Origin of the sequence: Ensifer sp. 22460 (genome assembly GCF_052044935.1) — a bacterium.
Lineage (GTDB): Bacteria > Pseudomonadota > Alphaproteobacteria > Rhizobiales > Rhizobiaceae > Ensifer.
Window position 1 is genome coordinate 1 of sequence record NZ_JBQENZ010000017.1, and the last position, 20578, is coordinate 20578.

A 20578-nucleotide genomic window follows, 5' to 3' on the forward strand; every position below is an offset into this window, starting at 1 on the left:
GGCGGATTCGCAGGAAAAAATTTGAAGGAGTTTCGCGGTTGCCACGGTCAGTGACGGGCGCGCGCGGCCGTGCCGGCGCTGCACCAGCCCGGTAAGAAGACATCTCAGGGTCTCTGCTGCCGCTCACGGAATCGTAACGATGCCTAGGCATGCGATGATGACGAATGCTCGTTGGTGACCTTCGCGGCGCCGACCCACGTTCCGGCGGTCGATGGTACCTCACGCTCACGCTCCGCCGGGGACATGGAGATGGCAAACAGCCGCCGAGACGGGATGTCGGCAGCGCTCGCCATCGTGCAGCCTCCGCGCTGCGAAATGCCGACGTAACCGTAGCAGGGGCGTTGCATACTGTAAGCTACTTCCCTTTTGGCGACCGCATTGCGCATGTCAACGCTGGCTACCGCCTCGGCTATCGGTCGGGCAGCCGAGTTTAATGTTGTTTTCGATCGGACTTGCCATGACGAACAGAAGTGCAGTTTTCGCAGGAACGATAGTTCTCACTGTTCTTGCCCTCGCCACCGTCGGTCGGGCAGAAACCATCAGCTATGCCGATGCTGTGAGCTTGCTCGCCAACGATTGCGGATCGGACATCAGGAAATATTGCAAGGGGCTCAACCTTGGCAGCGGCCGCATCCAGTCCTGTCTCGAGCAGAACGAGGGCAAAGTCTCGCCGGCGTGTACCGTGACACTGGCGAACGTGATCACCTCGATACGTCAACGCCAGGCGGCGCAGTCGTCCTTTGCGACGATTTGCAAACACGACATCGCCCAGTACTGCAAAAGCGTCAAGGGCGAGGGCAATGTTCTCTCCTGTCTGAACAAGGCGACTCGCGTGAACGAAGGAAAATGCGGCCAAGCCATCATCGACGCGGGGTGGCGTTGAGACCTTCTTGAGAACGAAAGGTGAGCCAATGAAGAGAATCCAGTTTAACGCGTTGCTGACGATCGGGCTGATGCTGTCCGCTGGCGAGGGGGTGGCGCAGCAAATCAGTGACATGCAACTTATCCGTACCCTCGGGAGGGTGGAAAACGCGGCGCCCGCAATTGACGTCGCGCTTCTGGTGGAGGAGGCAACGGCAAGTGCGGGTAAAGGTGTCGCCAACCTTCCGAACTGGCAGAAACTCTCCAAGCTGTCGCAATTGATCCTAGATATCGAATTCGAGAACGACTCCGTCGCCATCGAGCCAAAATCTTACCGCACGGTCGGCCTGATCGCCGATGCGCTGCACCACCCCAACCTGCGGCGATACAAGTTTCTCGTGGTCGGTCACACGAGTTCGACCGGCGACGCCCAACACAATCTCGAGCTTAGCGCGCAGCGCGCCAATGCCATAACTGAGGCGCTTTCGACCACGTTTGCCATCGCACCAGACCGTTTGTATTCGATTGGCGTGGGTGAGGAGTGGCCGCTCAATACAGCCAACCTGAAAGCGGGTGAAAACCGACGGGTCCAATTAATCAACCTCGGCCTCGTCCAATAGCCGCGTCTGGTGTTTTCAACTTTTGATTGCGCGCGGATTGTCCGCACAGTTGCATTCGTTACAAATTGTCTTTTGGAGGGCTAGTAATGCATATCACGCGCCGTGAATTAACGGTGGCCGGTCTTGGACTGATGGCCGCTGGTTCTGTGGCTTCGTCGGCGAACGCCAACGACGGGCTGGTGGCAAATTTGCCGGAAGGCCTCGACGAATTCGCCTTGGCAGTCGAGGCTTACATTTACGCCTATCCGCTTGTGACAATGGAGATCACTAGACGGGTGATCACCAACATGGCCGAGCCGGAAGGTAGCCGGGGCCCGATGGGGCACGTCATTAAGTTGCGCCAGTATCCGGATGCCAAATTCCGCGACGTGACGGCGCCCAATGCGGACACACTCTACACCACGGCGTTCTTCGACGTTGGTGACGAGCCTTGGGTGGTAAGCCTCCCCGACCTGAACGATCGTTATGCCCTGTTTCCGATGCTGGATGGTTGGACGACAGTGTTCGACGTTCCCGGAAAGCGGACGACCGGTACAAAGGCACAGACCTTCGTGGTAACCGGTCCCAGCTGGGACGGCCCCCTCCCGGAAGGGCTGACGCAATACAAGTCTCCGACGAGCATCGTCTGGTTGCTCGGACGCATCTATTGCACCGGCACGCCAGAGGACTATGCCGAAGTTCATAAGCTTCAAGATGAGGTCAAACTCTATCCCTTGAGCGCGTGGGGCAAGGAATGGACGGCTCCAAAAGGCAAGGTCGACCCGTCGATCGACATGAAGACTGCCGTTCGCGAACAAGTCAACAATATGGACGCCGTCGAATACTTCACCCTGTTTGCCGAGCTCCTGAAACGAAATCCGCCGACCGATGCAGACGCACCGATGGTCGCCAAGCTCGCCGAACTCGGCATCGTTCCTGGCCAGGACTTCGATAAGGCAAAGTTCGATCCTGCTTTTGTGAAGCGCGTCCCCCAAGTTGGTTTCGCCCGCATCATGATGCATTTCAAATTCAGCGACGGTGACGTTCAGGACGTCGACGGCTGGGGCTTCACGACGAAGACGGGGATTTATGGCACCAACTACGTCCAACGTGCCTTGATCACTGCAATCGGTCTTGGGGCGAACCGGCCACAAGATGCGGTCTATCCGACTTCGCTGAAGTCCGGTGACGGGGTGATCAAGCGGGCATATAACGGGTCCGAGAATTACGTTCTGACGTTCAAGAAGGGACTTACGCCACCGGTTTCGGGGTTCTGGTCCTTGACCATGTATGATGCGGGCTACTTCTTTGTCGACAATCCGCTCAATCGCTATTCGATCAGCGCGCGCCAACCGCTGAAGGCCAATGCGGATGGCTCGATCGACCTGTTTATCCAGCATGAATCGCCCGGATCGGACAAGGAATCCAATTGGCTCCCGGCGCCCAAAGGTAAGTTTATCCTTATGATGCGGCTCTATTGGCCCAACGAGGCCAATCCCTCGATCATCGACGGTTCTTGGACGATACCGCCAGTGAGAAAGGTGAGCTGATTGCCCCCTGGGACTGGGGCTGCCTCTCCCCGCCTCGTTTGCGGCTGTCACCCTGCGCGCGATGGATTCGGTTCTGTCGCAAGCCAGGTCTCACCGATCGCCGTCGCGTTTCGCTCGGTCCTTGCAGCAAGCCGGGTGTCGGCGGCTACCACGTCGTCGACGCTCGGATCGGGATTTGACAAGAGGACGGTTTGAGGCAGCCGAAGTGTGCCCGATCGAACGACCAAGCAGATTCGGCATATCAATGGCGGCTGCAAGACGGGGAGGCCTCGCTGCCTGACAGCCGGTATTATTGCCAGCCCCCGGGTTCATTGGAAAGGAGTCTCTGCATGACACATGCGGAGTTCGTTGTGCACATTCGTCAAAGCTATGCCCGACTTTTTGACCCAAATACGAGCGAGGAGACGTGGTCCCTTTTTTTCCTGACTGCCAATACCGGCTGGAACGGATTGATTGAGGAATATCTACGGCGTGTCGAAGTGTTCCTCAGCAGCCACGGGCTGCTTTCCAAGGTCTACGTTCGGCAAATAGAGGAAAAGTGGGGTGGTCTTCGCTGCTATCTCAGTCCGACGGATGACTTTCGCCTGTCGGCAGCACTGGCGGCTGCGCTTGGTGGGATCTATCATGAGATCGCAGACCGTTCCTACCATACTTGTGACGTCTGTGGTGGGGCCGGTCGACTGATTTCAAACAATAGCCGTTATGTTACCCGGTGCAACGACCACATCGCTGACCGCAGGTTCACGATGGACTGTCGCGAAACACGAAGAGGCCTAAAGCACAAATACGTTGCGAGCGTAGAGGATAGTTCAGGAGAAAGAATTGGAAACCGCTGACAACGCACCTGACGGGAATAGCGATGCGGCGGCGCCGTTGTCCTGGGAAGCCAATCTTGTTGACGGTTTCGAAGGCGACAGCTTCTCGCCTTTGGGGGGGCTCTATTATCGTGACAATGTCGAGCAACGTGCGGGATCGGTCGAATTCCAGCGAAATGTCACCTTTGGCAGTGCCGGCGCGTTGAAGCTAAGCGTCCGACCGCTTTTTGAGGGCGAAGACGATCGAAGCGAGCGAGCCGAGGTGTGGGAACGCACGACTCTGCGCGTACCCTATGACAAGGCGGTCTGGTACGGCTTTTCCGTCAGGTTTGCCGATCCCATCCCGCAAGGGGACCACCGCCATCTGATCGCCCAATGGAAACGCGAGATCGGTCCGGAGGCGAGGGGTGACTTTAGCCCGTTCCTGGCACTTCGTCTCGTTCGTGGCCGACTGTTTGCGACCGTTGAGACCAGTTTTCCGGTGATCTCTCGGCGCTCTTCCTTGTCGACCGGCACATCGGCCCTCACGCCGGTTTTTCTGCGCCCGGAAAAGCGCCAGATGCGTGCGCTGGTAGCCACCGACCCCGGCTGGAAGCCACCAGACGGGCGCCTGTTCACGGCCCACACGGATCGCATCACCGTCACCCACAGGGGTAATGAGCTGCCGACCCCGCATAGTGGATGGATTGACTTTGCAGTGATGACCCAGCCGGGACCGGATGGTACAGGGCATATCGAACTCTTCGCCAACGACCGCTGGATCGTGACGGTCCGAGGCCATATCGGGCATGACGAACATGGGCTTGGCTCTCGGCAGTATTTCAAGTTCGGCCCGTACCGCGCGGCAGCCCAAGGCGAATGGACGCTGTACTTCGACAATTTTCGCCGCTCCACTCGCAGTGAAGATGTCCTCGGACCGGCCGGACTTGCGGCGCTACGCTCAGCAGGCTCATAGAGCGTCATATAGCGGAAGGATCCGTCATGACCGCCGCGGTGGCAGCGGACCGGGTCCGCATTCTGCGAAGCCGATGATCGCCATCCTCAATCGCTAATGCGGCAGCCGCGCCGGGCAGTCCGCGCAGTGCAAGTTGGGCGGCAGGGGTTGGCGACACGGAAAGCCATTACGAGCCTCCTCATTCGGAACTTTACCGACGCCAACCGGTTCACTTTCCAGCTGGAAAGGAGCCAGATGATAATGAGGAGCGAACCGAAAGACGAAAAAGCCAGCGGCGAACCGATGCCGGCGCACCTCCCGAGCCCGCGGCCGCCCGAGATGGATCTCGAACCGATTCCGTTGCCAGACTTGTCCGGAGCAGATGTCGACAAATCGCCGGCCGATCAGAGCCGGGTGCCGCCCGTTCCAAGCCGCGATGAGGCCAATATGGAACCGGATGACGCCCTGCCGGAGGATAGCGAAGAAGACATCCTTGACGACGACCCAGCGCGCGAAAAGACCCGTTTCGACGAAGAGCTTCCGAAAAGCAGCCGTTAGGCGTTGTTGACCGTTCGACATTATGCGGCCTCCCGAAGGAAAGCGAGAGGATCGAACCCGGCGCTATCGGCGAGGAGTTCCATCGCCAGATTCATGAAGGTGCAACTCCTCATGAAACATGCGGTCAAGCGCGATGCTGTCGGGAACGGGGGTGGTTTCTCCGGTCCGGAGATTGATGGTCTGTTCCCGGTATTAGAGCGTCATTTTGATGTCGGGGTGCAGGTCCTCCGGAGAAACCCACTTGCCGGTGACCGTGACGACCAGGCCGAACGCATTTCCAATGCCTGTTCGAACGCTGCGATATCGGAACGAGCTCGAAAATTTTGGCTTCAGGTATGACAGCCATCTGCTCGGCGGCATCGGCGCCGCAGTAAAGGATTTACGTTCGGCGTTGGATTTGGCAGGCGATGATGGTTGTCAATTCCGCGTTGGATTGGGTCGGCGTTTGCCGAACCCGGACCGGCAGCGGAAACAACCCAGCCGGCATCACTGATAGACGCGAGGCGCGATGATACGGGACATCTTCACCGGCTGGAACCATTCCGCCGTAGGCGAGGGTCATCTTGAAATTCCCTTTCAGTGAACCAGGTTGTGGGGGCGTTCGAAAGCAACGGGAGGCAGCAGTGGATGACTCCGACAGCTTTGAAATTCAGTGCCAGAAGTGCGGGACGCCTGAGCGGCTTACGTTCTCCGAAATGGAGACGAGAGAATTGATCCAGTGCACGCGCTGCGGCGCAATCCGCGGCATGGGAAAAGACAACGTGCTGGAGACCTGTCGCGAGGCAGCGAAAACGACGCGACAAAGGCTGTGATCCCCGAACATTGTCAGAGGCGCTTTATCGGCGCATATTTTGCTCATCGCCGGACAGTGCTACGGGCTCCGGCGGCTGAGAGATCATAAGCGCTTTCGCCCCAATTGGAGGAGTTGCGCCATGTTTGATCACCGGCAATCCGGATGCATCATCCTTCCTGAAGGCTTTACTGTGATTTCAGCCGTCTTCAAGAGGGTCATGGATGCACGGCACATTGATCAGCAAAGTGGTGAGGGCGAGTGGCTGGCACGCGAGGCCCTCCATCTATTCATGCGCGGCATACGAGACGCATGGGAACTCGAACTTCGACTGAAAGAAGCTTGCTGTCCCCTCGAGGTTTCACCGCCAGGAGGCGGCGGCACCAAAGTCGCGGATCTGTTGCCGGGGCTGTCGGAATAGGCCCGGAGCTTGACGGCCTCTTCAAGCGCGGCAACTGCGCTCACCGCACAAACACTCGAATACGCCATGGAACATATGGACGAACTCGTGGTGACATCGGATGTCAGAGGATGGCTGGCCGGAGTGATGTTGGATCTCCGCCTTGGCCGGAGCCGCCATCGACGCCGAACGTAGGCTATGGCTATGATTTGGATTGGCGCTCGCAGGCGCAGCATGAAGAACGTTCGATATGGATTCGAAGTCCCGACCGCCGATCACCTGCAGGCACGATCCGATCAGATGCTCAATGTCTGGCATCTGACCGCCAGTAGCGAGCAAGCTCGGGATCGAGCGCCAGATGCTCCTGCCATGCGGCTTCTGGAACCTGTCCCGACCGATAAGCCTCGATCAGCAACCGCTGATCGTCGCTCAACCGCGGCTCATCGAAATGATGCAGCTGGAACAGCCCGAGTACCGCTTCGCCGATATCTCGCATATGAATAGACATTGGAAACCTCACCTCGTGGTCAAGGATATAACGTGTGACCGCCGATGATGTTCAAATCTTTTGATGTCTAAGCGAACCTGCAGAGCGGTGATGACGCTGATCGGTTTTACCTGATCGTGGGTGGGATGGCAGGCAACGACGCCAGGCGACGGGAAGAGTCTCCCGAGCCATGTACCTGTACCTCCTTGTTAGAAAAAACAGACCACCATCCCCGGGGCTCGCAGGCGGGGGGCCGCATGAAAATCGCGCGATATGGAACGGCGTCGCGCTGGCGGCTTTGCTAACTGGGGACCCCCATGATCCTCGACGGCGAGGCGGTCGTGCTCGACGATAAGGCCCGCTCCGGCTTCGGCTCCCCTAGACCGTCGAAGCGCAAGGTGACCGGCAGCGGTGCCGTTCCAGGGCCGATCTTTGATGCGATGCAGCAACGAACCTGTCTTGACTAGTCATACTTTTCGCGGCTCCATAGAGAAACTGATCTGCTGGTCCAACCAGTGGGTCAGTTGGAGGTGACGGCGATGGACGGCAGCCCGATACTCACGCAAATGCCAAAGGTCGGGAAAAGTCTCGACCGGCGTACGGCTCGTGACCTCATCGCCGACAAACTAATGGTACTGGTCGCTACCAACATGCTGCGCCCCGGCGACGTCTTGCCGGGGGAACGGGAACTCGCCAATGTGCTTCATGTCAGCCGTGAGACGGTGCGCGGTGCCATCCAGACGCTGGCTGCGCGCGGTATCGTCGAGGTGTCTCAGGGCAGTCGCACACGGGTCTGCAATGTCGATCTCAGCCATCTCACCGTTACCATCGCTTCCCCCAACGCCATCGACAGCTACGATCTTGACGATGTTCATGCGGCCCGGCTGCATATCGAGTTGAAGGTCGTCGGCGATGCAGCGGACAGCATTGACGAAGAGACGCTGGGCAAGCTCAAAAGCCTGCTCGAAGTGCAGAAGCTGTGTGGCGATGACGCCATGCGCTTTCTGATCTGCGACCGCGAATTCCACATGGGAATCTATCGGGCTTGCGGAAACCCGCTGTTGTCCGATTTCGTCACCGATCTCTACACCTACATGATGGACTTTCGGCGCAGCGCGATGTCACGGCCGGGAGCGATTAATGCCAGCTATGACGACCACACCGAGATCGTGGAGGCACTGGAGCGGCGCGACCGGGACGCGGTGATCGCTGCATTTCGCCGGCATCTGACCCGGATCTACGACACGACGAAGGAATTGCTTGCGGGGAGCGGGCAGAAAAACCGGGAAAAGAGCAAGAGCGAGATGGCAGGCTGATCCGGCTGAGCCGGGCGGCAGACGGGGAGGTTCGTCGAAAATGGATGTCATGGTGATTGGAGCGGCCGGGATGGTCGGTCGCAAGTTGGTGGAGAAGTTCGCCTCAGAGGAAGGCGTGCTTGGCTACGATATTTCTAGGCTGACGCTGGTGGATGTGATCGAGCCGCCTGTGCCTCAAGGGCTGTCGCCAATTGCAAGGGCACTCGTGCTTGATCTTTCGACCGATGACGCCGCCGAGAAACTCGTCGGTTTGCGGCCAGACGTGATTTTCCATCTCGCGGCGATCGTTTCCGGTGAGGCCGAGACTGATTTCGACAAGGGCTACAAGGTCAATCTTGACGGAACGCGGGCGCTGTTCGAGGCGATCCGCCACGAGAGTTTGCGGGAGCCCTACGTTCCGCGGGTCATCTTCGCGTCGTCGATCGCCGTTTTCGGAAGGCCTTTCCCGGAAAAGATTGGCGACGAGTTCTTTACCACGCCACTGACGAGCTACGGCACGCAAAAGGCGATCTGCGAACTGCTTCTCGCCGACTATTCGAGGCGCGGCATTTTCGATGGCGTCGGCATCCGCCTGCCGACGATCTGCATCCGCCCCGGCAAACCCAACAAAGCGGCATCCGGCTTCTTTTCCAATATTCTCCGCGAACCGCTGGCAGGTCAGGAGGCGGTGTTGCCGGTGGACGAGAACGTACGCCACTGGTTTGCAAGCCCGCGTTCGGCGGTCGGATTCTTCATTCATGCCGCGCGGATGGATACGTCCACGATCGGCCCGAGACGCAATCTGACCATGCCCGGCCTTTCCGCCCTCGTTGGTGAAGAGATCGAGGCGCTTCGGCGTGTGGCCGGTGAGAAGGCCGTCAAGCTCGTCCGTCATGAGCCCGACCCGGTTATCCGCTCGATTGTTTCAGGCTGGGCGACCGATTTCGACGCGCGGCGTGCTTACGAACTGGGTTTCAAAGCCGAAACCAACTTCGATGAGATCATCAGGATCCATATCGAAGATGAACTCGGAGGACATATCTGAGATGGTTCGCGCTATAAAATCCGGCGACGGCAAGATCGCATTGGTGACGGGCGGCGGCACGGGCCTCGGACGCGGGATCGCCGAGGCCTTAAGCGCGGAGGGTTATACCATCGTTATCACCGGCCGGCGCGCCGACGTGCTCGATAAAGCAGCTGGCGGCATTGCGGCGCAAACGGGAGGAACCGTGCGGAGTGTCAGGGCCGATATCGGCGATCCCGATGCGGTCGCCCGCCTTTTCGAGGCGATCCGCACCGAGTTCGGCCGGCTCGACCTCCTGGTCAACAATGCCGGCTCCAATGTGCCGGCTGTGCCGTTGGAAGAGGTGACCTTCGAGCAATGGAGCGGCATTCTTGCCGCAAACCTGACGGGTGCCTTTCTCTGCACGCAGCAGGCGTTCCGGCTGATGAAGGCGCAGGCGCCGCGCGGCGGGCGGATCATCAACAACGGCTCGATTTCGGCCCAGACGCCGCGGCCGAATTCAGCACCTTACACGGCAACCAAGCATGCGATCACGGGGCTGACCAAGTCGACCGCACTCGACGGGCGCAAATATGACATCGCCTGCGGCCAGATCGATATCGGCAATGCCGCGACCGACATGACGTCGAAGATGAATTCCGGGGTGTTGCAGGCGAATGGCGAGACCGCCAGTGAGCCGACGATTTCGGTCGCCCATATCGCCGCTGCTGTTGTCTACATGGCAAGCCTGCCACTGGAGGCCAATGTGCTGACGATGACGGTCATGGCGACGAAGATGCCGCTGGTGGGGCGAGGGTAAGGGCGGTCGAGAGGAAACTTTACGAGGTCGAAGAACGGCATGAGGCGGCCGCCGGACAATCCGCCGATTTCAGATGAAATTCACAGGGAGGAAAGCATATGGCAGGCGTTGACTTCGTCGATGTCAGAAAATCATTCGGAGCCTTTCCCGTCATCAAGGGCGTGAACATCGAAATCGAGGATGGCGAATTCGTGATCCTTGTCGGCCCCTCGGGCTGCGGGAAGTCGACGCTTCTGCGAATGTTGGCCGGGCTTGAAAATATTTCGGCGGGTGAGATCCGCATCGGCGACAAGGTGGTCAACGCCCTGCCGCCCAAGGATCGGGATATCGCCATGGTGTTCCAGAACTATGCGCTCTACCCGCATATGACGGTCGCCGACAATATGGCTTTCTCTCTTATGCTGAACGGCTCGCCGAAATCCGAGATCGAGAAGCGCGTCGGCACCGCGGCCGGGATTTTGGGACTTTCCAAGCTGCTCGACCGCTATCCGCGCCAGCTCTCAGGCGGCCAACGCCAGCGCGTGGCCATGGGCAGGGCGATCGTGCGCGATCCGCAGGTGTTCCTCTTCGACGAACCGCTGTCCAACCTCGATGCGAAACTGCGGGTAGCAATGCGCGCCGAGATCAAGGAACTGCACCAGCGGCTGAAGACGACCACCGTCTATGTCACGCATGACCAAATCGAGGCGATGACCATGGCCGACAAAATCGTCGTCATGCATGACGGTATTGTCGAACAGATCGGCGCGCCGCTTGAACTCTACGACAGTCCCGCCAATCTTTTCGTCGCGGGTTTTATCGGTTCGCCAGCGATGAACATGATCAAGGGCAGGCTCGACCCGCAAAATCCGAAGTGCTTTATCGCAACCGATGGCATGGCGCTGCCAGTCGCGCGGTCACCATCGGCGGCAAGAGGGCGTGATCTGATCTACGGCTTGCGGCCGGAATATATGTCGCTCGACCCGAACGGGTTTCCCGTGACCGTCGCGGTTATCGAGCCTACCGGCTACGAGACGCAGTTGATCGTGCGCTTCGGCGGCACGGACGTCACCTGCGTTTTCCGTGAGCGCGTGACCGCCCGGCCGGGCGAGGCAATCCACCTATCTATCGATGCCGATCATGTGCACCTGTTCGACGCCGAAACCGGCGTGCGGCTGACCGACTGATACCGTCCCGTTTTGCGCTGCGTGAGGGAAGAGGAGCCCTGACGCATCGGCCGGCATTCCGGCATTTCCGGAAGCCATTAACTCAGCATTCGCCAAACGGGACGGCGGGTGCCGGAAAGGATGATGTCCCGTGTCACCAGGAGGAGCATTATGACTTTCAAGAGACGTGATATTCTTGCCGCATCCGCCGCGGTCGCGGGCATGGCCGGCCTTTCGGCTTTCGGCATCCGCTCGTCTTTCGCCCAAGCGGCGGAGCCGGCCTACAAGCCGGAGGACGGTGCAAGCCTGAGGCTGTTGCGCTGGACGCCCTTCGTCAAGGGTGACGAGGATGCATGGCTTGCCAACACCGCGAAGTTCACCCAAGCGACCGGTGTCGAGGTCCGCATAGACAAGGAAAGCTGGGAAGACATTCGCCCGAAAGCGGCCGTCGCTGCCAACGTAGGCTCCGGCCCGGATATGGTGATGTGCTGGTTCGACGATGCCCATCAATATCCGGACAAGCTCGTCGATCTGACCGAACTCGCCAACTACCTCGGCGGCAAATACGGCGGCTGGTACGATGGCGTAAAGGGTTATGCTTCGCGCGGCGACAAGTTCATCGCCATGCCGTTGGCGGCCATCGGCAATGCGATCTGCTACCGGGATAGTCACATGAAGGCGGCCGGCTTCAGCGAATTTCCGAAGGAAACCGACGGGTTCCTCGAACTCTGCAAAGCCATGAAGGCCAAGGGAACGCCAGCCGGCTTCCCGCACGGCAAGGCCGTCGGCGACGGCAACAACTATGCCCATTGGCTGCTCTGGAGCCATGGCGGCAAGATGGTCGATGAAGGCGGCAAGGTCGTCATCAACAGCCCCGAGACGCTCAAAGCGGTCAACTATGCCAAGGCGCTTTACGAGACCTTCATTCCGGGCACCGAGAGCTGGCTCGACATCAACAACAACCGGGCCTTCCTGGCGGGCCAGGTGTCGCTGACGGCGAACGGCGTCTCGCTCTACTATGCGTCGAAGAAGGACCCGGCGATGGCGGAACTTTCAGCCGACATCCGCACCACGAACTTCCCTGTCGGTCCGGTCGGCCAGAGCGTCGAGCTGCATCAGACCAGTTCGCTGCTGCTCTTCAGCCATACGAAATATCCGGAAGCTGCCAAGGCCTATATCAAGTTCATGATGGAGGCCGACCAGATGAATGCCTGGATCACGGGCTCCAGCGCGTATTGCTGCCAACCTCTCAAGGCTTTCGCCGACAATCCCGTCTGGACGTCCGATCCGATCCACGCGCCTTATGCGCGCGCCTCGGAAACGCTGCGCCCGAACGGTTATGCCGGCCCGCTCGGCTATGCGTCCGCCGGCGTCATGGCCGACTACGTGCTGGTCGACATGTTCGCCACCGCGGTTACGGGGCAGATGACGCCCGAAGAGGCAATTGTAGAGGCTGAGCGCCGGGCAAACCGCTACTACCGGGTCTAAATCCCAACGTGGCCTGCATAGGCTGCTGAGACAAGGTATCGGCGGAAATGCCCCGCCGGTACCCGTTCCCCAATCCGCTATATGGGAGATGTTCGATGTCCACAGCGTCATCCAGGAAGCCGCCATCCGCGATGGCCTCGCTCATGCAGAACAGGAACATGATCGGTTTCCTCTTCATGCTTCCGGCGGCCGTCTTCCTTGTCTGCTTCCTCACCTATCCACTCGGTCTCGGCGTCTGGCTCGGCTTTACCGACACGCGCATCGGTCGTGACGGGGTGTTCATCGGGCTCGAAAACTACATCTTCCTTGCCGAGGACTCGGTCTTCTGGCTCTCGGTCTTCAACACGCTGCTCTACACGATTGTGGCGTCGATCCTGAAATTCGTCTTCGGGCTGTGGTTGGCGCTCCTGTTGAATGAGAACCTGCCGTTCAAGTCCTTCTTCCGGGCCATCGTGCTCTTGCCCTGGGTCGTTCCCACCGTGCTCTCGGCGCTGGCCTTCTGGTGGATCTACGATTCGCAGTTCTCGATCATTTCATGGTCGCTGATGCAGCTCGGCGTGATCGACGGTCCGATCAACTTCCTTGGCGATCCGGAAAATGCCCGCGCCTCGGTGATCGCCGCCAATGTCTGGCGCGGCATTCCGTTCGTTGCCATTTCATTGCTCGCTGGCCTGCAAACCATCCCGGCTTCGCTGCAGGAGGCGGCGTCGCTGGACGGCGCGACGAGCTGGCAGCGGTTCCGCTATGTGACGCTGCCGATGCTGACGCCGATCATTGCCGTCGTCATGACCTTCTCGGTGCTGTTCACCTTCACCGACTTCCAGCTCATCTATGTGCTCACCAAGGGCGGGCCGGTAAACGCGACGCATCTGATGGCGACGCTTTCCTTCCAGCGCGGCATTCCGGGCGGACAGCTAGGGGAGGGGGCCGCGATCGCGGTGGCGATGATTCCGTTCCTCCTCGCCGCCATCATGTTCAGCTTCTTCGGCCTGCAGCGGCGCAAATGGCAGCAGGGCGGCCAGGATTGATTGGGGAGAATGACGATGACCACGACCGTGAAATCCGAAGACGCCGTTCTCACCGACGACGTGCAGGGTATGAGCTATCTCAACCGCCTGCCGCGCAGGATTGTGATGGTTTATCTGCCGATGGCGGTGTTCGTCTTCGTCCTGCTCTTTCCGTTTTACTGGATGGCGATCACTGCAGTGAAGCCGAATTCGCAGCTGACGGATTACAACAATTACAGCCCCTTCTGGGTGGTCGGGCCGACGCTTGACCATATCAAATACCTGTTGTTCGAAACCTCCTATCCAGGCTGGCTGTGGAACACGATGCTGGTGGCGACCTGCGCGACGTTTCTGTCGCTTGCGGCTTCAGTCTTTGCGGCCTACGCGATCGAGCGGGTTCGGTTTTCGGGCTCGCGGCCGGTGGGGCTGCTGATCTTCCTCGCCTATCTCGTACCGCCCTCGATCCTGTTCATTCCGCTGGCCTTCATTGTCTTCAAGTTCGGCATCTACGATTCCAGGCTGGCGCTGATCTTCACCTATCCGACCTTCCTCATTCCCTTCTGCACCTGGCTGTTGATGGGCTACTTCCGGTCGATCCCGTTCGAGCTCGAAGAGAGCGCGCTGGTGGATGGCGCGACGCGCTGGCAGATCCTGATCAAGATCATCCTGCCGCTTGCTGTCCCCGGGCTTATCTCGGCGGGTATCTTTGCCTTCACGCTTTCCTGGAACGAGTTCATCTATGCGCTCACTTTCATCCAGTCTTCGGAAAACAAGACCGTGCCGGTCGGCGTGCTGACGGAGCTGGTCCGCGGCGACGTGTTCGAATGGGGCGCGCTGATGGCCGGCGCGCTGTTCGGCTCGCTGCCGGTGGTGATCCTCTATTCCTTCTTCGTCGATTATTACGTCTCGTCCATGACCGGGGCGGTGAAGGAATGAGTGCCTGCTTCAGGCGATCCCTCATCAATCGTGATCGTGGTCGTGATGCGACGGCAGGTCGAGGCCGAAGGTCTCGGTCAGATCGTTGACCTGCGCCGGGCTGAGATAACGGGGGTTGAGATTGCGCAGCAGCAGATAGAGCTTCGCCGTCTCCTCCAGCTCTTCGGTTGCGAAAACCGCTGCCTCAAGACTGTCGCCGGCGACGACCGGTCCGTGATTGGCCAGAAGCACCGATGAATATTTTCCCGCCAGCCCGCGGATCGCGTCGGCCACCGCCGGATCGCCGGGACGATAGTAGGGGACCAGCGCGGTCTCGCCGGCGCGCATGAGATAGTAGGGGGTCATCGGCGGCAGGGCAGCGCGCGGATCGATCTCCGGCAGCATGGTCAGCGCCACCGCGTGGGTGGAGTGAAGATGGACGATGGCGCGGGCGCTGCCGCGCGTGTCGTAGAGCGCCGTGTGAAGCGGAATTTCCTTGGTCGGCTTGTCGCCGGCGAGGTGCCGGCCTTCGGCATCCAGCCTTGAGATGCGGGCCGGGTCGAGGAAGCCGAGCGAGGCGTTCGTCGGTGTGACCAGCCAGCCGCCATCCTCCAGCCGCAACGATATATTGCCCGACGAACCGGGCGTCAGCCCGCGCTCGAACAGCGAACGACCGTAGCGGCAGATTTCTTCACGCAGGCGCGCGTCGGACATGACAGTTTCTCCCTATCAGGCGGTTGCCCCTTCGATCAGTTCGAAGCCGAGATCGACGACTTGGGGTTGCGCATTGGTGATGACAAGCTGTGCTGCCACCTGTCCGATCGCGACGCGCGGCGTGCGGATGGTCGAGAGGGGCTGCGGCGTTCCCCGGCCGATCTCGAGGCCGTTATAGCCGAAAATGGCAAGCTGCGAGGGGATCGCAATCCCCCGCGCCAGACAGTGAAAATAGCCGCCCAGCGCCATGTCGTCGTTGGAGAAATAGACCGCATCGAGATCCGGCGTCCGGGTGAGCAGCCGCTCCAGTCCCAGCCCGCCGTTTTCCACCGACGATGCCCCGGCGAGAATTTCGCGATCGGCGAGGGGGGCGTCATGTGCGCCCAGCGTTTCGCAAAAAGCGGAAAACCGCTTGCTGGCACGGGTGTCGCGGCTGAGGTCGTGGCCGACATACCCGATCCGGCGATAGCCCCGCTTGAGCAGGAAAGCCGCGCTTTCGCGTCCGGCTGCGCGGTTGGAGAAACCGACCGCCAGATCAAGCGCATCGCCGTCCAGATCGAGCAACTCGACGATCCGGCAGCCGCTTGCGCGCAGCATCTTCACCGTGCCTTCCGTGTGCTCGTACCCCGCCAGCATCACCGCCGCGGGCCGCCAGGCGAGCATCGCGGCGGCAAGCGCTTCTTCCTTCCCCGGATCATAGTCGGTGACGGAGAAGACCGCCTGATACTGGTTTTCCTCCAGAACGGCGCTGGCGCCGCGCAGGACATCGGGAAAGACGATGTTGGATAGCGAGGGAATGACGAAGGCGACCAGGCGCGAAGCGGTGGAGGCGAGTGTTCCTGCGATCCGGTTCGGCACATAGCCGAGCCGCTCGACCGCAGCCATCACCCGGTCCCGCGTCTTGCCGGAAAACGAGCCGTGGTTGCGCAGCACCCGCGAGACCGTGCTCTCGCCGACGCCGGCCGCTTCCGCGACCTCGGCAAGCGTCACTGTCGCCTGGTGTTTGAATTCCATAGTCACTTTCGAACCCCACCTCGGGTGGGCGTTCAGCCGCTAAGCCGTCATCCCTCTCCGATATCACCCACCATGCGGTCGTCATTTTTCACCACTGTCTTTAAGAAGCAAGATCTTTTTGGCAGCGCTTCCAATCTAGCGTTGGCAGCGCTGCCAAAATGGATTAAAGAAAATGGCAGCGCTGCCATTGTTGGGTCGGGGAGCCACGGACGGGAGACCGCGGCAACAATTGGAGGAGAGAAACAATGACGCTGCAAGGCGCCGCTATCCCATATATCTGCACCTTCTTCGCCACGCTCGTGCTCGGACGCTCTGCCGACAGGCTGCGTGAGCTCCGGTGGCACCTGGTCATCCCCGCGCTCGCTGGTTCCGGCAAAAACTGTCAACCGCTAAACACTAAACACCAACCCCCTCCGGGTGGCAGCATCCGGGCGGCTCTTTCTTTACAAGACTGGAGAACTCGTCATGTCACCGCTTGCTGAAAACTCAGGCCCCGCTGTTGTCGCGGCCGTCATCGGCCTTGGCTCCATGGGGCTCGGAATGGCCCGGTCGATGAAGCGCGCAGGTCTCGACGTTGTTGGGTATGACATCACTCATGCGGCGGTGGACCGCTTCACGACCGAGGGTGGACGCGGCGCGGCCACGCCCGCCGGTGCGGCAAAGGATGCCGACATTGTCGTCTCCGTCGTCGTCAACGGTGCGCAGACCGAAGCGGTGCTGTTCGGCGTCGAGGGTGTCGCGAGGACGATGAAGCCCGGAGCAGTCTTCATTTCGTCGGCGACCATGGATCCCGCCGTCGCGCGCGATCTGGCACGACGGGTGGAGGCTCTTGGTCTGCATTATCTCGACGCACCGATTTCGGGCGGTGCGGCCAAGGCGGCAAACGGCGAACTGACGATCATGGCATCCGGCTCGAGGCAGGCTTTCGACACGGCCCGCCCGGGTCTCGACGCCATGGCCGGCAAGGTCTACGAGCTCGGCGACGCAGCCGGAACCGGCGCTGCCTTCAAGATGATCAACCAGCTTCTCGCCGGCGTGCACATCGCGGCCGCCTGCGAAGCGATAACGTTTGCCGCCAAGCAGGGTCTCGACCTCCACAAGGTCTATGAAGTGATCACGGCCTCGGCCGGAAATTCCTGGATGTTCGAAAACCGCGTGCCGCATGTGCTGGCCGGAGACTATAATCCGCTGAGCAGCATCGAGATTTTCGTCAAGGATCTTGGCATCGTCCAGGATATGGCCCGCTCAGAGCGCTATCCGGTGCCGCTCGCAGCTGCGGCCCTGCAGATGTATCTGGGTGCGTCCGGAGCCGGCATGGGCCGCGACGACGATTCGTCGCTCGCGCGCCTCTACGCCCAGCTGTCGGGTGCAACATTGCCCGGTGGGACCAAAGAGCCTCAGAAGCCGTAAGGAACGCCAGCATGCCGGTTTTCGCCGCCAACCTGACGATGATGTTCAACGAATGGCCGTTCCTCGACCGCTTCGACGCTGCGGCCGATGCCGGGTTTGCCGCCGTCGAATATCTCTTTCCCTATGAAGCCACACCGGAGGCAATCGCCGAACGGCTCGCTCGCAACAATCTGCAGCAGGCCTTGTTCAACCTGCCGCCCGGAGATTGGGCCGCCGGCGAGCGGGGTATCGCGGCGCTACCTGGACGGTTCGATGCGCTGAAAGCGGGCGTCGAGCGGGCGCTGGACTATGCGGCGGCGACGGGTGTCGGGCGGCTGCACCTGATGGCCGGCCTTGCTGATCCAAACGACGAGGACGCAGCCTCATCTTACCGACGCTCCGTCGTCTACGTTGCGGGGCGGCTCTCAGAGAAGGGCATCGACCTGTTGCTCGAGCCGATCAACGGACGAAACATGCCGGGATATTTCCTCGATGATTTCGGCGCGGCCGAGCACCTGATCGGGGAACTCGGCCTGCCGAACCTGAAGCTCCAGTTCGATGTCTATCACCGTCAGATTATCAATGGTGACGTGGTGATGGCCTTGCGCCGCCTCATGCCGATCACAGGCCATGTCCAGATCGCCAGCGTACCGTCACGCAACGAGCCGGACGGGGAGGAGCTGAACTATCCCTATCTGTTCGGCGAAATCGACCGCCTTGGCTATGACGGTTTCATCGGCTGCGAATACATCCCGCGCGGCCACACACTGGACGGTCTTGGCTGGTTCAGACCTTTTGCAAGGAGCTAGACGGTGGCAATATTGCTCGGATCGATCGCCGACGACTATACGGGTGCCTCCGACCTCGCCAACACGTTGACGAAAAACGGACTGCGCACGGTGCAGACGGTCGGCATCCCCGACCCGTCGCTGGCGCTGCCGGATGTAGACGCGGTTGTCGTTTCCCTGAAAATCCGCTCGGTGCCTGCTGCTGACGCCGTAGCAGCCGCGACCGCGGCCGAACGATGGCTGCGCCGGCGCGGCGCCGCCCATGTGCTTTACAAGGTCTGCTCGACCTTCGATTCCACCGATGCCGGCAATATCGGTCCAGTCACCGAGGCTTTGAGTGATGCCGCGGGCGGTGGACTTGTGCTGGTGACGCCTGCCTTTCCGGAAACGGGCCGAACCGTCTATCTCGGCCATCTCTTCGTCGGCGGACAGCCGCTAAACGAAAGCCCGCTCAAGGACCATCCCCTCAATCCGATGCACGACGCCAACCTCGTGCGGGTGATGGCCAGACAGTCGCGCGGTGCCGTCGGGCTTATAGATCTGCCGGCAATCGCGGCGGGACCGGATACAGTCAGGGCCCGGCTCGAGGACTTGCGTGAGGCAGGTGTCGGGTCGGTAATCGCCGACGCGATCTTCGAACGCGATCTCGAGACGCTCGGCGCGATCGCACTGGAAACGCCGGTATCCACCGGCGCGTCGGGGCTAGGGCTTGGCCTTGCCCGTGCACTCGTCCGCTCCGGCCGGGCTCCTGCCAGCGACGCTACAACGGCGAACGCCATTTTCCCCGTGGGCGGGCTTTCCGCCGTCGTTGCCGGCAGTTGTTCCAAGGCAACGCTGCATCAGCTCGACGTCGCCGAACGGTCGATGCCCGTCCTGCGGCTCGACCCGGAGCGGCTGCTTGCCGGCCCGGATGAGATCGCTGCGGCGATTTCCTGGGCCGGAGACCGCATCTCGGCCGGTCCCGTCGTCGTCGCCGCGAGCGCAGCGCCGGAAACCGTGTCCCGGTTGCAATCACTATATGGGCGCGAGGCGTCCGGTCACGCGATCGAATCTGCAACGTCGGTCATCGCCGCCGAACTGGTGGCAAGAGGCGTGCGGCGTCTGGTGATCGCCGGCGGAGAAACCTCCGGGGCCGCGGTCGACAGGCTGGCCATTCCAGCCTTTCTGATCGGCCCGGAGATCGCGCCCGGCGTGCCGGTGCTGCGAACGGTCGGCAACGCGCAGGGCGATATGCTACTGGCGCTGAAATCGGGAAACTTCGGAGGCGAGGATTTCTTCACCGCCGCGCTGGCGATGATGCATTGAGGCTGATCTGGTCCTCGCCTTTGCACCAGCATCGCAGGCGGTCGGTATCGGCGTCGTGCTGTGGTATGGGCTTCACGCAAGGGCTTCTGGCGATGCCGATTGCCGACGCCGCTCCGGCCGAACGGCGCGGAGCGGCTTTCGGCATGTTCAATCAGGTCACCCCGCTGCTTGTCGCCAGAGCGCTGAAAGCCGACCTTTGTAATTCAGCGTCGTGGGCCGACCGCAGGCACGACGAACGGCGCGACGGCCCTTACTTCACTGTGATGGCAAGACCGCTGAGATCGGCGTTGACTTGCAGACCTACCTGCTTGCCTGAGAGCTCGAGTTGGGCACCCTTGTCATTGGTCATGACGATCACCTGGGCCCCTTTGCCGACCGCGCCGCCACCGCCTACCGCACCGTAGACCCCCGTTACATCTCGGGCGCGGCGAATGTGGCGAACGGTACCATGGAAATTGGTCTTAGAGGCCCCGAAGGCGAGGCCGCCCGAGATGCCACCGACAGAGATGGGATAGCGGCGACCATGGAAGGTCAGCGTGCCCTCGCCTCCAGAACCACCCACAAAGAAGGCAGCCTTGTAGACTGAGAAGCTGATCGTACCGCTGTCGGCATGCGCTGAGCCGGCAAAGCTGATTCCTGCTGCAGCGATAACCGCAGCCGCGACTGAACGAAATCTGGACGAAGTCTTCATAGTGCGAGTC

Annotated in this window: 23 protein-coding genes; 19 read left to right on the forward strand and 4 right to left on the reverse strand. The window is 60.6% G+C overall.

The window, feature by feature from the left end:
- Positions 1-457 precede the first annotated feature (457 nt).
- The 8 genes from ACTJKM_RS20575 (at position 458) to ACTJKM_RS20610 (ending at position 6528) form a co-directional block, all read left to right on the forward strand.
- Positions 458-883 (forward strand): cysteine rich repeat-containing protein, encoded by a 426-nt coding sequence (locus ACTJKM_RS20575; protein WP_058328942.1) that lies wholly within the window; start codon positions 458-460, stop codon positions 881-883.
- 28 nt (positions 884-911) lie between these two features.
- On the forward strand, positions 912-1481 hold the full coding sequence (locus ACTJKM_RS20580; protein WP_058328937.1) for an OmpA family protein: 570 nt from the start codon (positions 912-914) through the stop codon (positions 1479-1481).
- Positions 1482-1567: 86 nt separating this feature from the next.
- The gene (locus tag ACTJKM_RS20585; protein WP_058328936.1) at positions 1568-3010 is read left to right on the forward strand and encodes a DUF1254 domain-containing protein; all 1443 of its coding nucleotides are present in this window, start codon (positions 1568-1570) and stop codon (positions 3008-3010) included.
- A 329-nt stretch (positions 3011-3339) separates the two neighbouring features.
- A complete protein-coding gene (locus tag ACTJKM_RS20590) occupies positions 3340-3846 on the forward strand; it encodes a hypothetical protein (RefSeq protein ID WP_156437004.1) in 507 nt (168 codons plus the stop codon).
- On the forward strand, positions 3833-4780 hold the full coding sequence (locus ACTJKM_RS20595) for a polysaccharide lyase (RefSeq protein ID WP_058328934.1): 948 nt from the start codon (positions 3833-3835) through the stop codon (positions 4778-4780). Before ACTJKM_RS20590 ends, ACTJKM_RS20595 begins: the two co-directional genes overlap by 14 nt.
- 240 nt (positions 4781-5020) lie before the next feature.
- Complete coding sequence (locus ACTJKM_RS20600; protein WP_058328933.1) at positions 5021-5317, forward strand: hypothetical protein; 297 nt, start codon at positions 5021-5023, stop codon at positions 5315-5317.
- Between the two features lie 111 nt (positions 5318-5428).
- A complete protein-coding gene (locus tag ACTJKM_RS20605; protein ID WP_156437000.1) occupies positions 5429-5656 on the forward strand; it encodes a hypothetical protein in 228 nt (75 codons plus the stop codon).
- A gap of 593 nt (positions 5657-6249) precedes the next feature.
- Complete coding sequence (locus ACTJKM_RS20610) at positions 6250-6528, forward strand: hypothetical protein (protein ID WP_058328931.1); 279 nt, start codon at positions 6250-6252, stop codon at positions 6526-6528.
- Positions 6529-6811: 283 nt separating this feature from the next.
- Here ACTJKM_RS20610 and ACTJKM_RS20615 read toward each other — a convergent pair whose 3' ends face one another.
- The gene (locus ACTJKM_RS20615; protein ID WP_245296231.1) at positions 6812-7015 is read right to left on the reverse strand and encodes a hypothetical protein; all 204 of its coding nucleotides are present in this window, start codon (positions 7013-7015) and stop codon (positions 6812-6814) included.
- A 296-nt stretch (positions 7016-7311) separates the two neighbouring features.
- On the opposite strand from ACTJKM_RS20615, the gene ACTJKM_RS20620 reads away from it, so the two are divergent.
- The 8 genes from ACTJKM_RS20620 to ACTJKM_RS20655 all read left to right on the forward strand — a co-directional run bounded on the left by ACTJKM_RS20620 (position 7312) and on the right by ACTJKM_RS20655 (position 14688).
- Positions 7312-7461 carry a hypothetical protein gene (locus ACTJKM_RS20620; protein ID WP_156436998.1) on the forward strand — a complete coding sequence of 50 codons (150 nt, stop codon included), beginning with the start codon at positions 7312-7314 and terminating at the stop codon, positions 7459-7461.
- A gap of 72 nt (positions 7462-7533) precedes the next feature.
- Positions 7534-8310, forward strand: a complete 777-nt coding sequence (locus ACTJKM_RS20625) for a FadR/GntR family transcriptional regulator (protein ID WP_058328930.1) — start codon at positions 7534-7536, stop codon at positions 8308-8310.
- Between the two features lie 40 nt (positions 8311-8350).
- Positions 8351-9334 (forward strand): D-erythronate dehydrogenase, encoded by a 984-nt coding sequence (gene denD / locus ACTJKM_RS20630; RefSeq protein WP_058328929.1) that lies wholly within the window; start codon positions 8351-8353, stop codon positions 9332-9334.
- A gap of 1 nt (position 9335) precedes the next feature.
- Positions 9336-10112, forward strand: a complete 777-nt coding sequence (locus ACTJKM_RS20635) for an SDR family oxidoreductase (protein ID WP_058328928.1) — start codon at positions 9336-9338, stop codon at positions 10110-10112.
- 98 nt (positions 10113-10210) lie between these two features.
- On the forward strand, positions 10211-11278 hold the full coding sequence (locus ACTJKM_RS20640; protein WP_058328927.1) for an ABC transporter ATP-binding protein: 1068 nt from the start codon (positions 10211-10213) through the stop codon (positions 11276-11278).
- 150 nt (positions 11279-11428) lie between these two features.
- Positions 11429-12745, forward strand: coding sequence for an ABC transporter substrate-binding protein (locus ACTJKM_RS20645; RefSeq protein WP_058328926.1), 1317 nt, complete (start codon positions 11429-11431; stop codon positions 12743-12745).
- Between the two features lie 95 nt (positions 12746-12840).
- Positions 12841-13773, forward strand: a complete 933-nt coding sequence (locus ACTJKM_RS20650; protein ID WP_058328925.1) for a carbohydrate ABC transporter permease — start codon at positions 12841-12843, stop codon at positions 13771-13773.
- A 15-nt stretch (positions 13774-13788) separates the two neighbouring features.
- Positions 13789-14688 (forward strand): carbohydrate ABC transporter permease, encoded by a 900-nt coding sequence (locus ACTJKM_RS20655; RefSeq protein WP_058328924.1) that lies wholly within the window; start codon positions 13789-13791, stop codon positions 14686-14688.
- Between the two features lie 24 nt (positions 14689-14712).
- Here the strand turns inward: ACTJKM_RS20655 and otnC are convergent, their stop codons facing one another.
- Together otnC and ACTJKM_RS20665 are read right to left on the reverse strand one after the other, a co-directional pair.
- Positions 14713-15381 (reverse strand): 3-oxo-tetronate 4-phosphate decarboxylase, encoded by a 669-nt coding sequence (gene otnC / locus ACTJKM_RS20660; protein ID WP_113513439.1) that lies wholly within the window; start codon positions 15379-15381, stop codon positions 14713-14715.
- Positions 15382-15396: 15 nt separating this feature from the next.
- A complete protein-coding gene (locus ACTJKM_RS20665) occupies positions 15397-16395 on the reverse strand; it encodes a LacI family DNA-binding transcriptional regulator (protein ID WP_058328922.1) in 999 nt (332 codons plus the stop codon).
- 465 nt (positions 16396-16860) lie between these two features.
- On the opposite strand from ACTJKM_RS20665, the gene ltnD reads away from it, so the two are divergent.
- Genes ltnD through otnK form a run of 3 tightly spaced genes read left to right on the forward strand, consistent with a single transcriptional unit; the run spans position 16861 to position 19877 of the window.
- The gene (gene ltnD / locus ACTJKM_RS20670) at positions 16861-17805 is read left to right on the forward strand and encodes an L-threonate dehydrogenase (protein ID WP_058328921.1); all 945 of its coding nucleotides are present in this window, start codon (positions 16861-16863) and stop codon (positions 17803-17805) included.
- An 11-nt stretch (positions 17806-17816) separates the two neighbouring features.
- A complete protein-coding gene (gene otnI, locus ACTJKM_RS20675; protein WP_058328920.1) occupies positions 17817-18593 on the forward strand; it encodes a 2-oxo-tetronate isomerase in 777 nt (258 codons plus the stop codon).
- Between the two features lie 3 nt (positions 18594-18596).
- The gene (otnK, locus tag ACTJKM_RS20680; protein WP_113513443.1) at positions 18597-19877 is read left to right on the forward strand and encodes a 3-oxo-tetronate kinase; all 1281 of its coding nucleotides are present in this window, start codon (positions 18597-18599) and stop codon (positions 19875-19877) included.
- A 250-nt stretch (positions 19878-20127) separates the two neighbouring features.
- Here otnK and ACTJKM_RS20685 read toward each other — a convergent pair whose 3' ends face one another.
- Complete coding sequence (locus ACTJKM_RS20685; RefSeq protein ID WP_058328917.1) at positions 20128-20568, reverse strand: hypothetical protein; 441 nt, start codon at positions 20566-20568, stop codon at positions 20128-20130.
- Positions 20569-20578 lie beyond the last annotated feature (10 nt).

Bases quoted from the DNA above. Each gene is read 5' to 3' on its own strand.
- ACTJKM_RS20575 (WP_058328942.1), top strand. From the start codon at position 458: ATGACGAACAGAAGTGCAGTTTTCGCAGGAACGATAGTTCTCACTGTT.
- ACTJKM_RS20580 (WP_058328937.1), top strand. From the start codon at position 912: ATGAAGAGAATCCAGTTTAACGCGTTGCTGACGATCGGGCTGATGCTG.
- ACTJKM_RS20585 (WP_058328936.1), top strand. From the start codon at position 1,568: ATGCATATCACGCGCCGTGAATTAACGGTGGCCGGTCTTGGACTGATG.
- ACTJKM_RS20590 (WP_156437004.1), top strand. From the start codon at position 3,340: ATGACACATGCGGAGTTCGTTGTGCACATTCGTCAAAGCTATGCCCGA.
- ACTJKM_RS20600 (WP_058328933.1), top strand. From the start codon at position 5,021: ATGAGGAGCGAACCGAAAGACGAAAAAGCCAGCGGCGAACCGATGCCG.
- ACTJKM_RS20605 (WP_156437000.1), top strand. From the start codon at position 5,429: ATGAAACATGCGGTCAAGCGCGATGCTGTCGGGAACGGGGGTGGTTTC.
- ACTJKM_RS20610 (WP_058328931.1), top strand. From the start codon at position 6,250: ATGTTTGATCACCGGCAATCCGGATGCATCATCCTTCCTGAAGGCTTT.
- ACTJKM_RS20615 (WP_245296231.1), bottom strand. From the start codon at position 7,015: ATGTCTATTCATATGCGAGATATCGGCGAAGCGGTACTCGGGCTGTTC.
- ACTJKM_RS20620 (WP_156436998.1), top strand. From the start codon at position 7,312: ATGATCCTCGACGGCGAGGCGGTCGTGCTCGACGATAAGGCCCGCTCC.
- ACTJKM_RS20625 (WP_058328930.1), top strand. From the start codon at position 7,534: ATGGACGGCAGCCCGATACTCACGCAAATGCCAAAGGTCGGGAAAAGT.
- denD (WP_058328929.1), top strand. From the start codon at position 8,351: ATGGATGTCATGGTGATTGGAGCGGCCGGGATGGTCGGTCGCAAGTTG.
- ACTJKM_RS20635 (WP_058328928.1), top strand. From the start codon at position 9,336: ATGGTTCGCGCTATAAAATCCGGCGACGGCAAGATCGCATTGGTGACG.
- ACTJKM_RS20640 (WP_058328927.1), top strand. From the start codon at position 10,211: ATGGCAGGCGTTGACTTCGTCGATGTCAGAAAATCATTCGGAGCCTTT.
- ACTJKM_RS20645 (WP_058328926.1), top strand. From the start codon at position 11,429: ATGACTTTCAAGAGACGTGATATTCTTGCCGCATCCGCCGCGGTCGCG.
- ACTJKM_RS20650 (WP_058328925.1), top strand. From the start codon at position 12,841: ATGTCCACAGCGTCATCCAGGAAGCCGCCATCCGCGATGGCCTCGCTC.
- ACTJKM_RS20655 (WP_058328924.1), top strand. From the start codon at position 13,789: ATGACCACGACCGTGAAATCCGAAGACGCCGTTCTCACCGACGACGTG.
- otnC (WP_113513439.1), bottom strand. From the start codon at position 15,381: ATGTCCGACGCGCGCCTGCGTGAAGAAATCTGCCGCTACGGTCGTTCG.
- ACTJKM_RS20665 (WP_058328922.1), bottom strand. From the start codon at position 16,395: ATGGAATTCAAACACCAGGCGACAGTGACGCTTGCCGAGGTCGCGGAA.
- ltnD (WP_058328921.1), top strand. From the start codon at position 16,861: ATGTCACCGCTTGCTGAAAACTCAGGCCCCGCTGTTGTCGCGGCCGTC.
- otnI (WP_058328920.1), top strand. From the start codon at position 17,817: ATGCCGGTTTTCGCCGCCAACCTGACGATGATGTTCAACGAATGGCCG.
- ACTJKM_RS20685 (WP_058328917.1), bottom strand. From the start codon at position 20,568: ATGAAGACTTCGTCCAGATTTCGTTCAGTCGCGGCTGCGGTTATCGCT.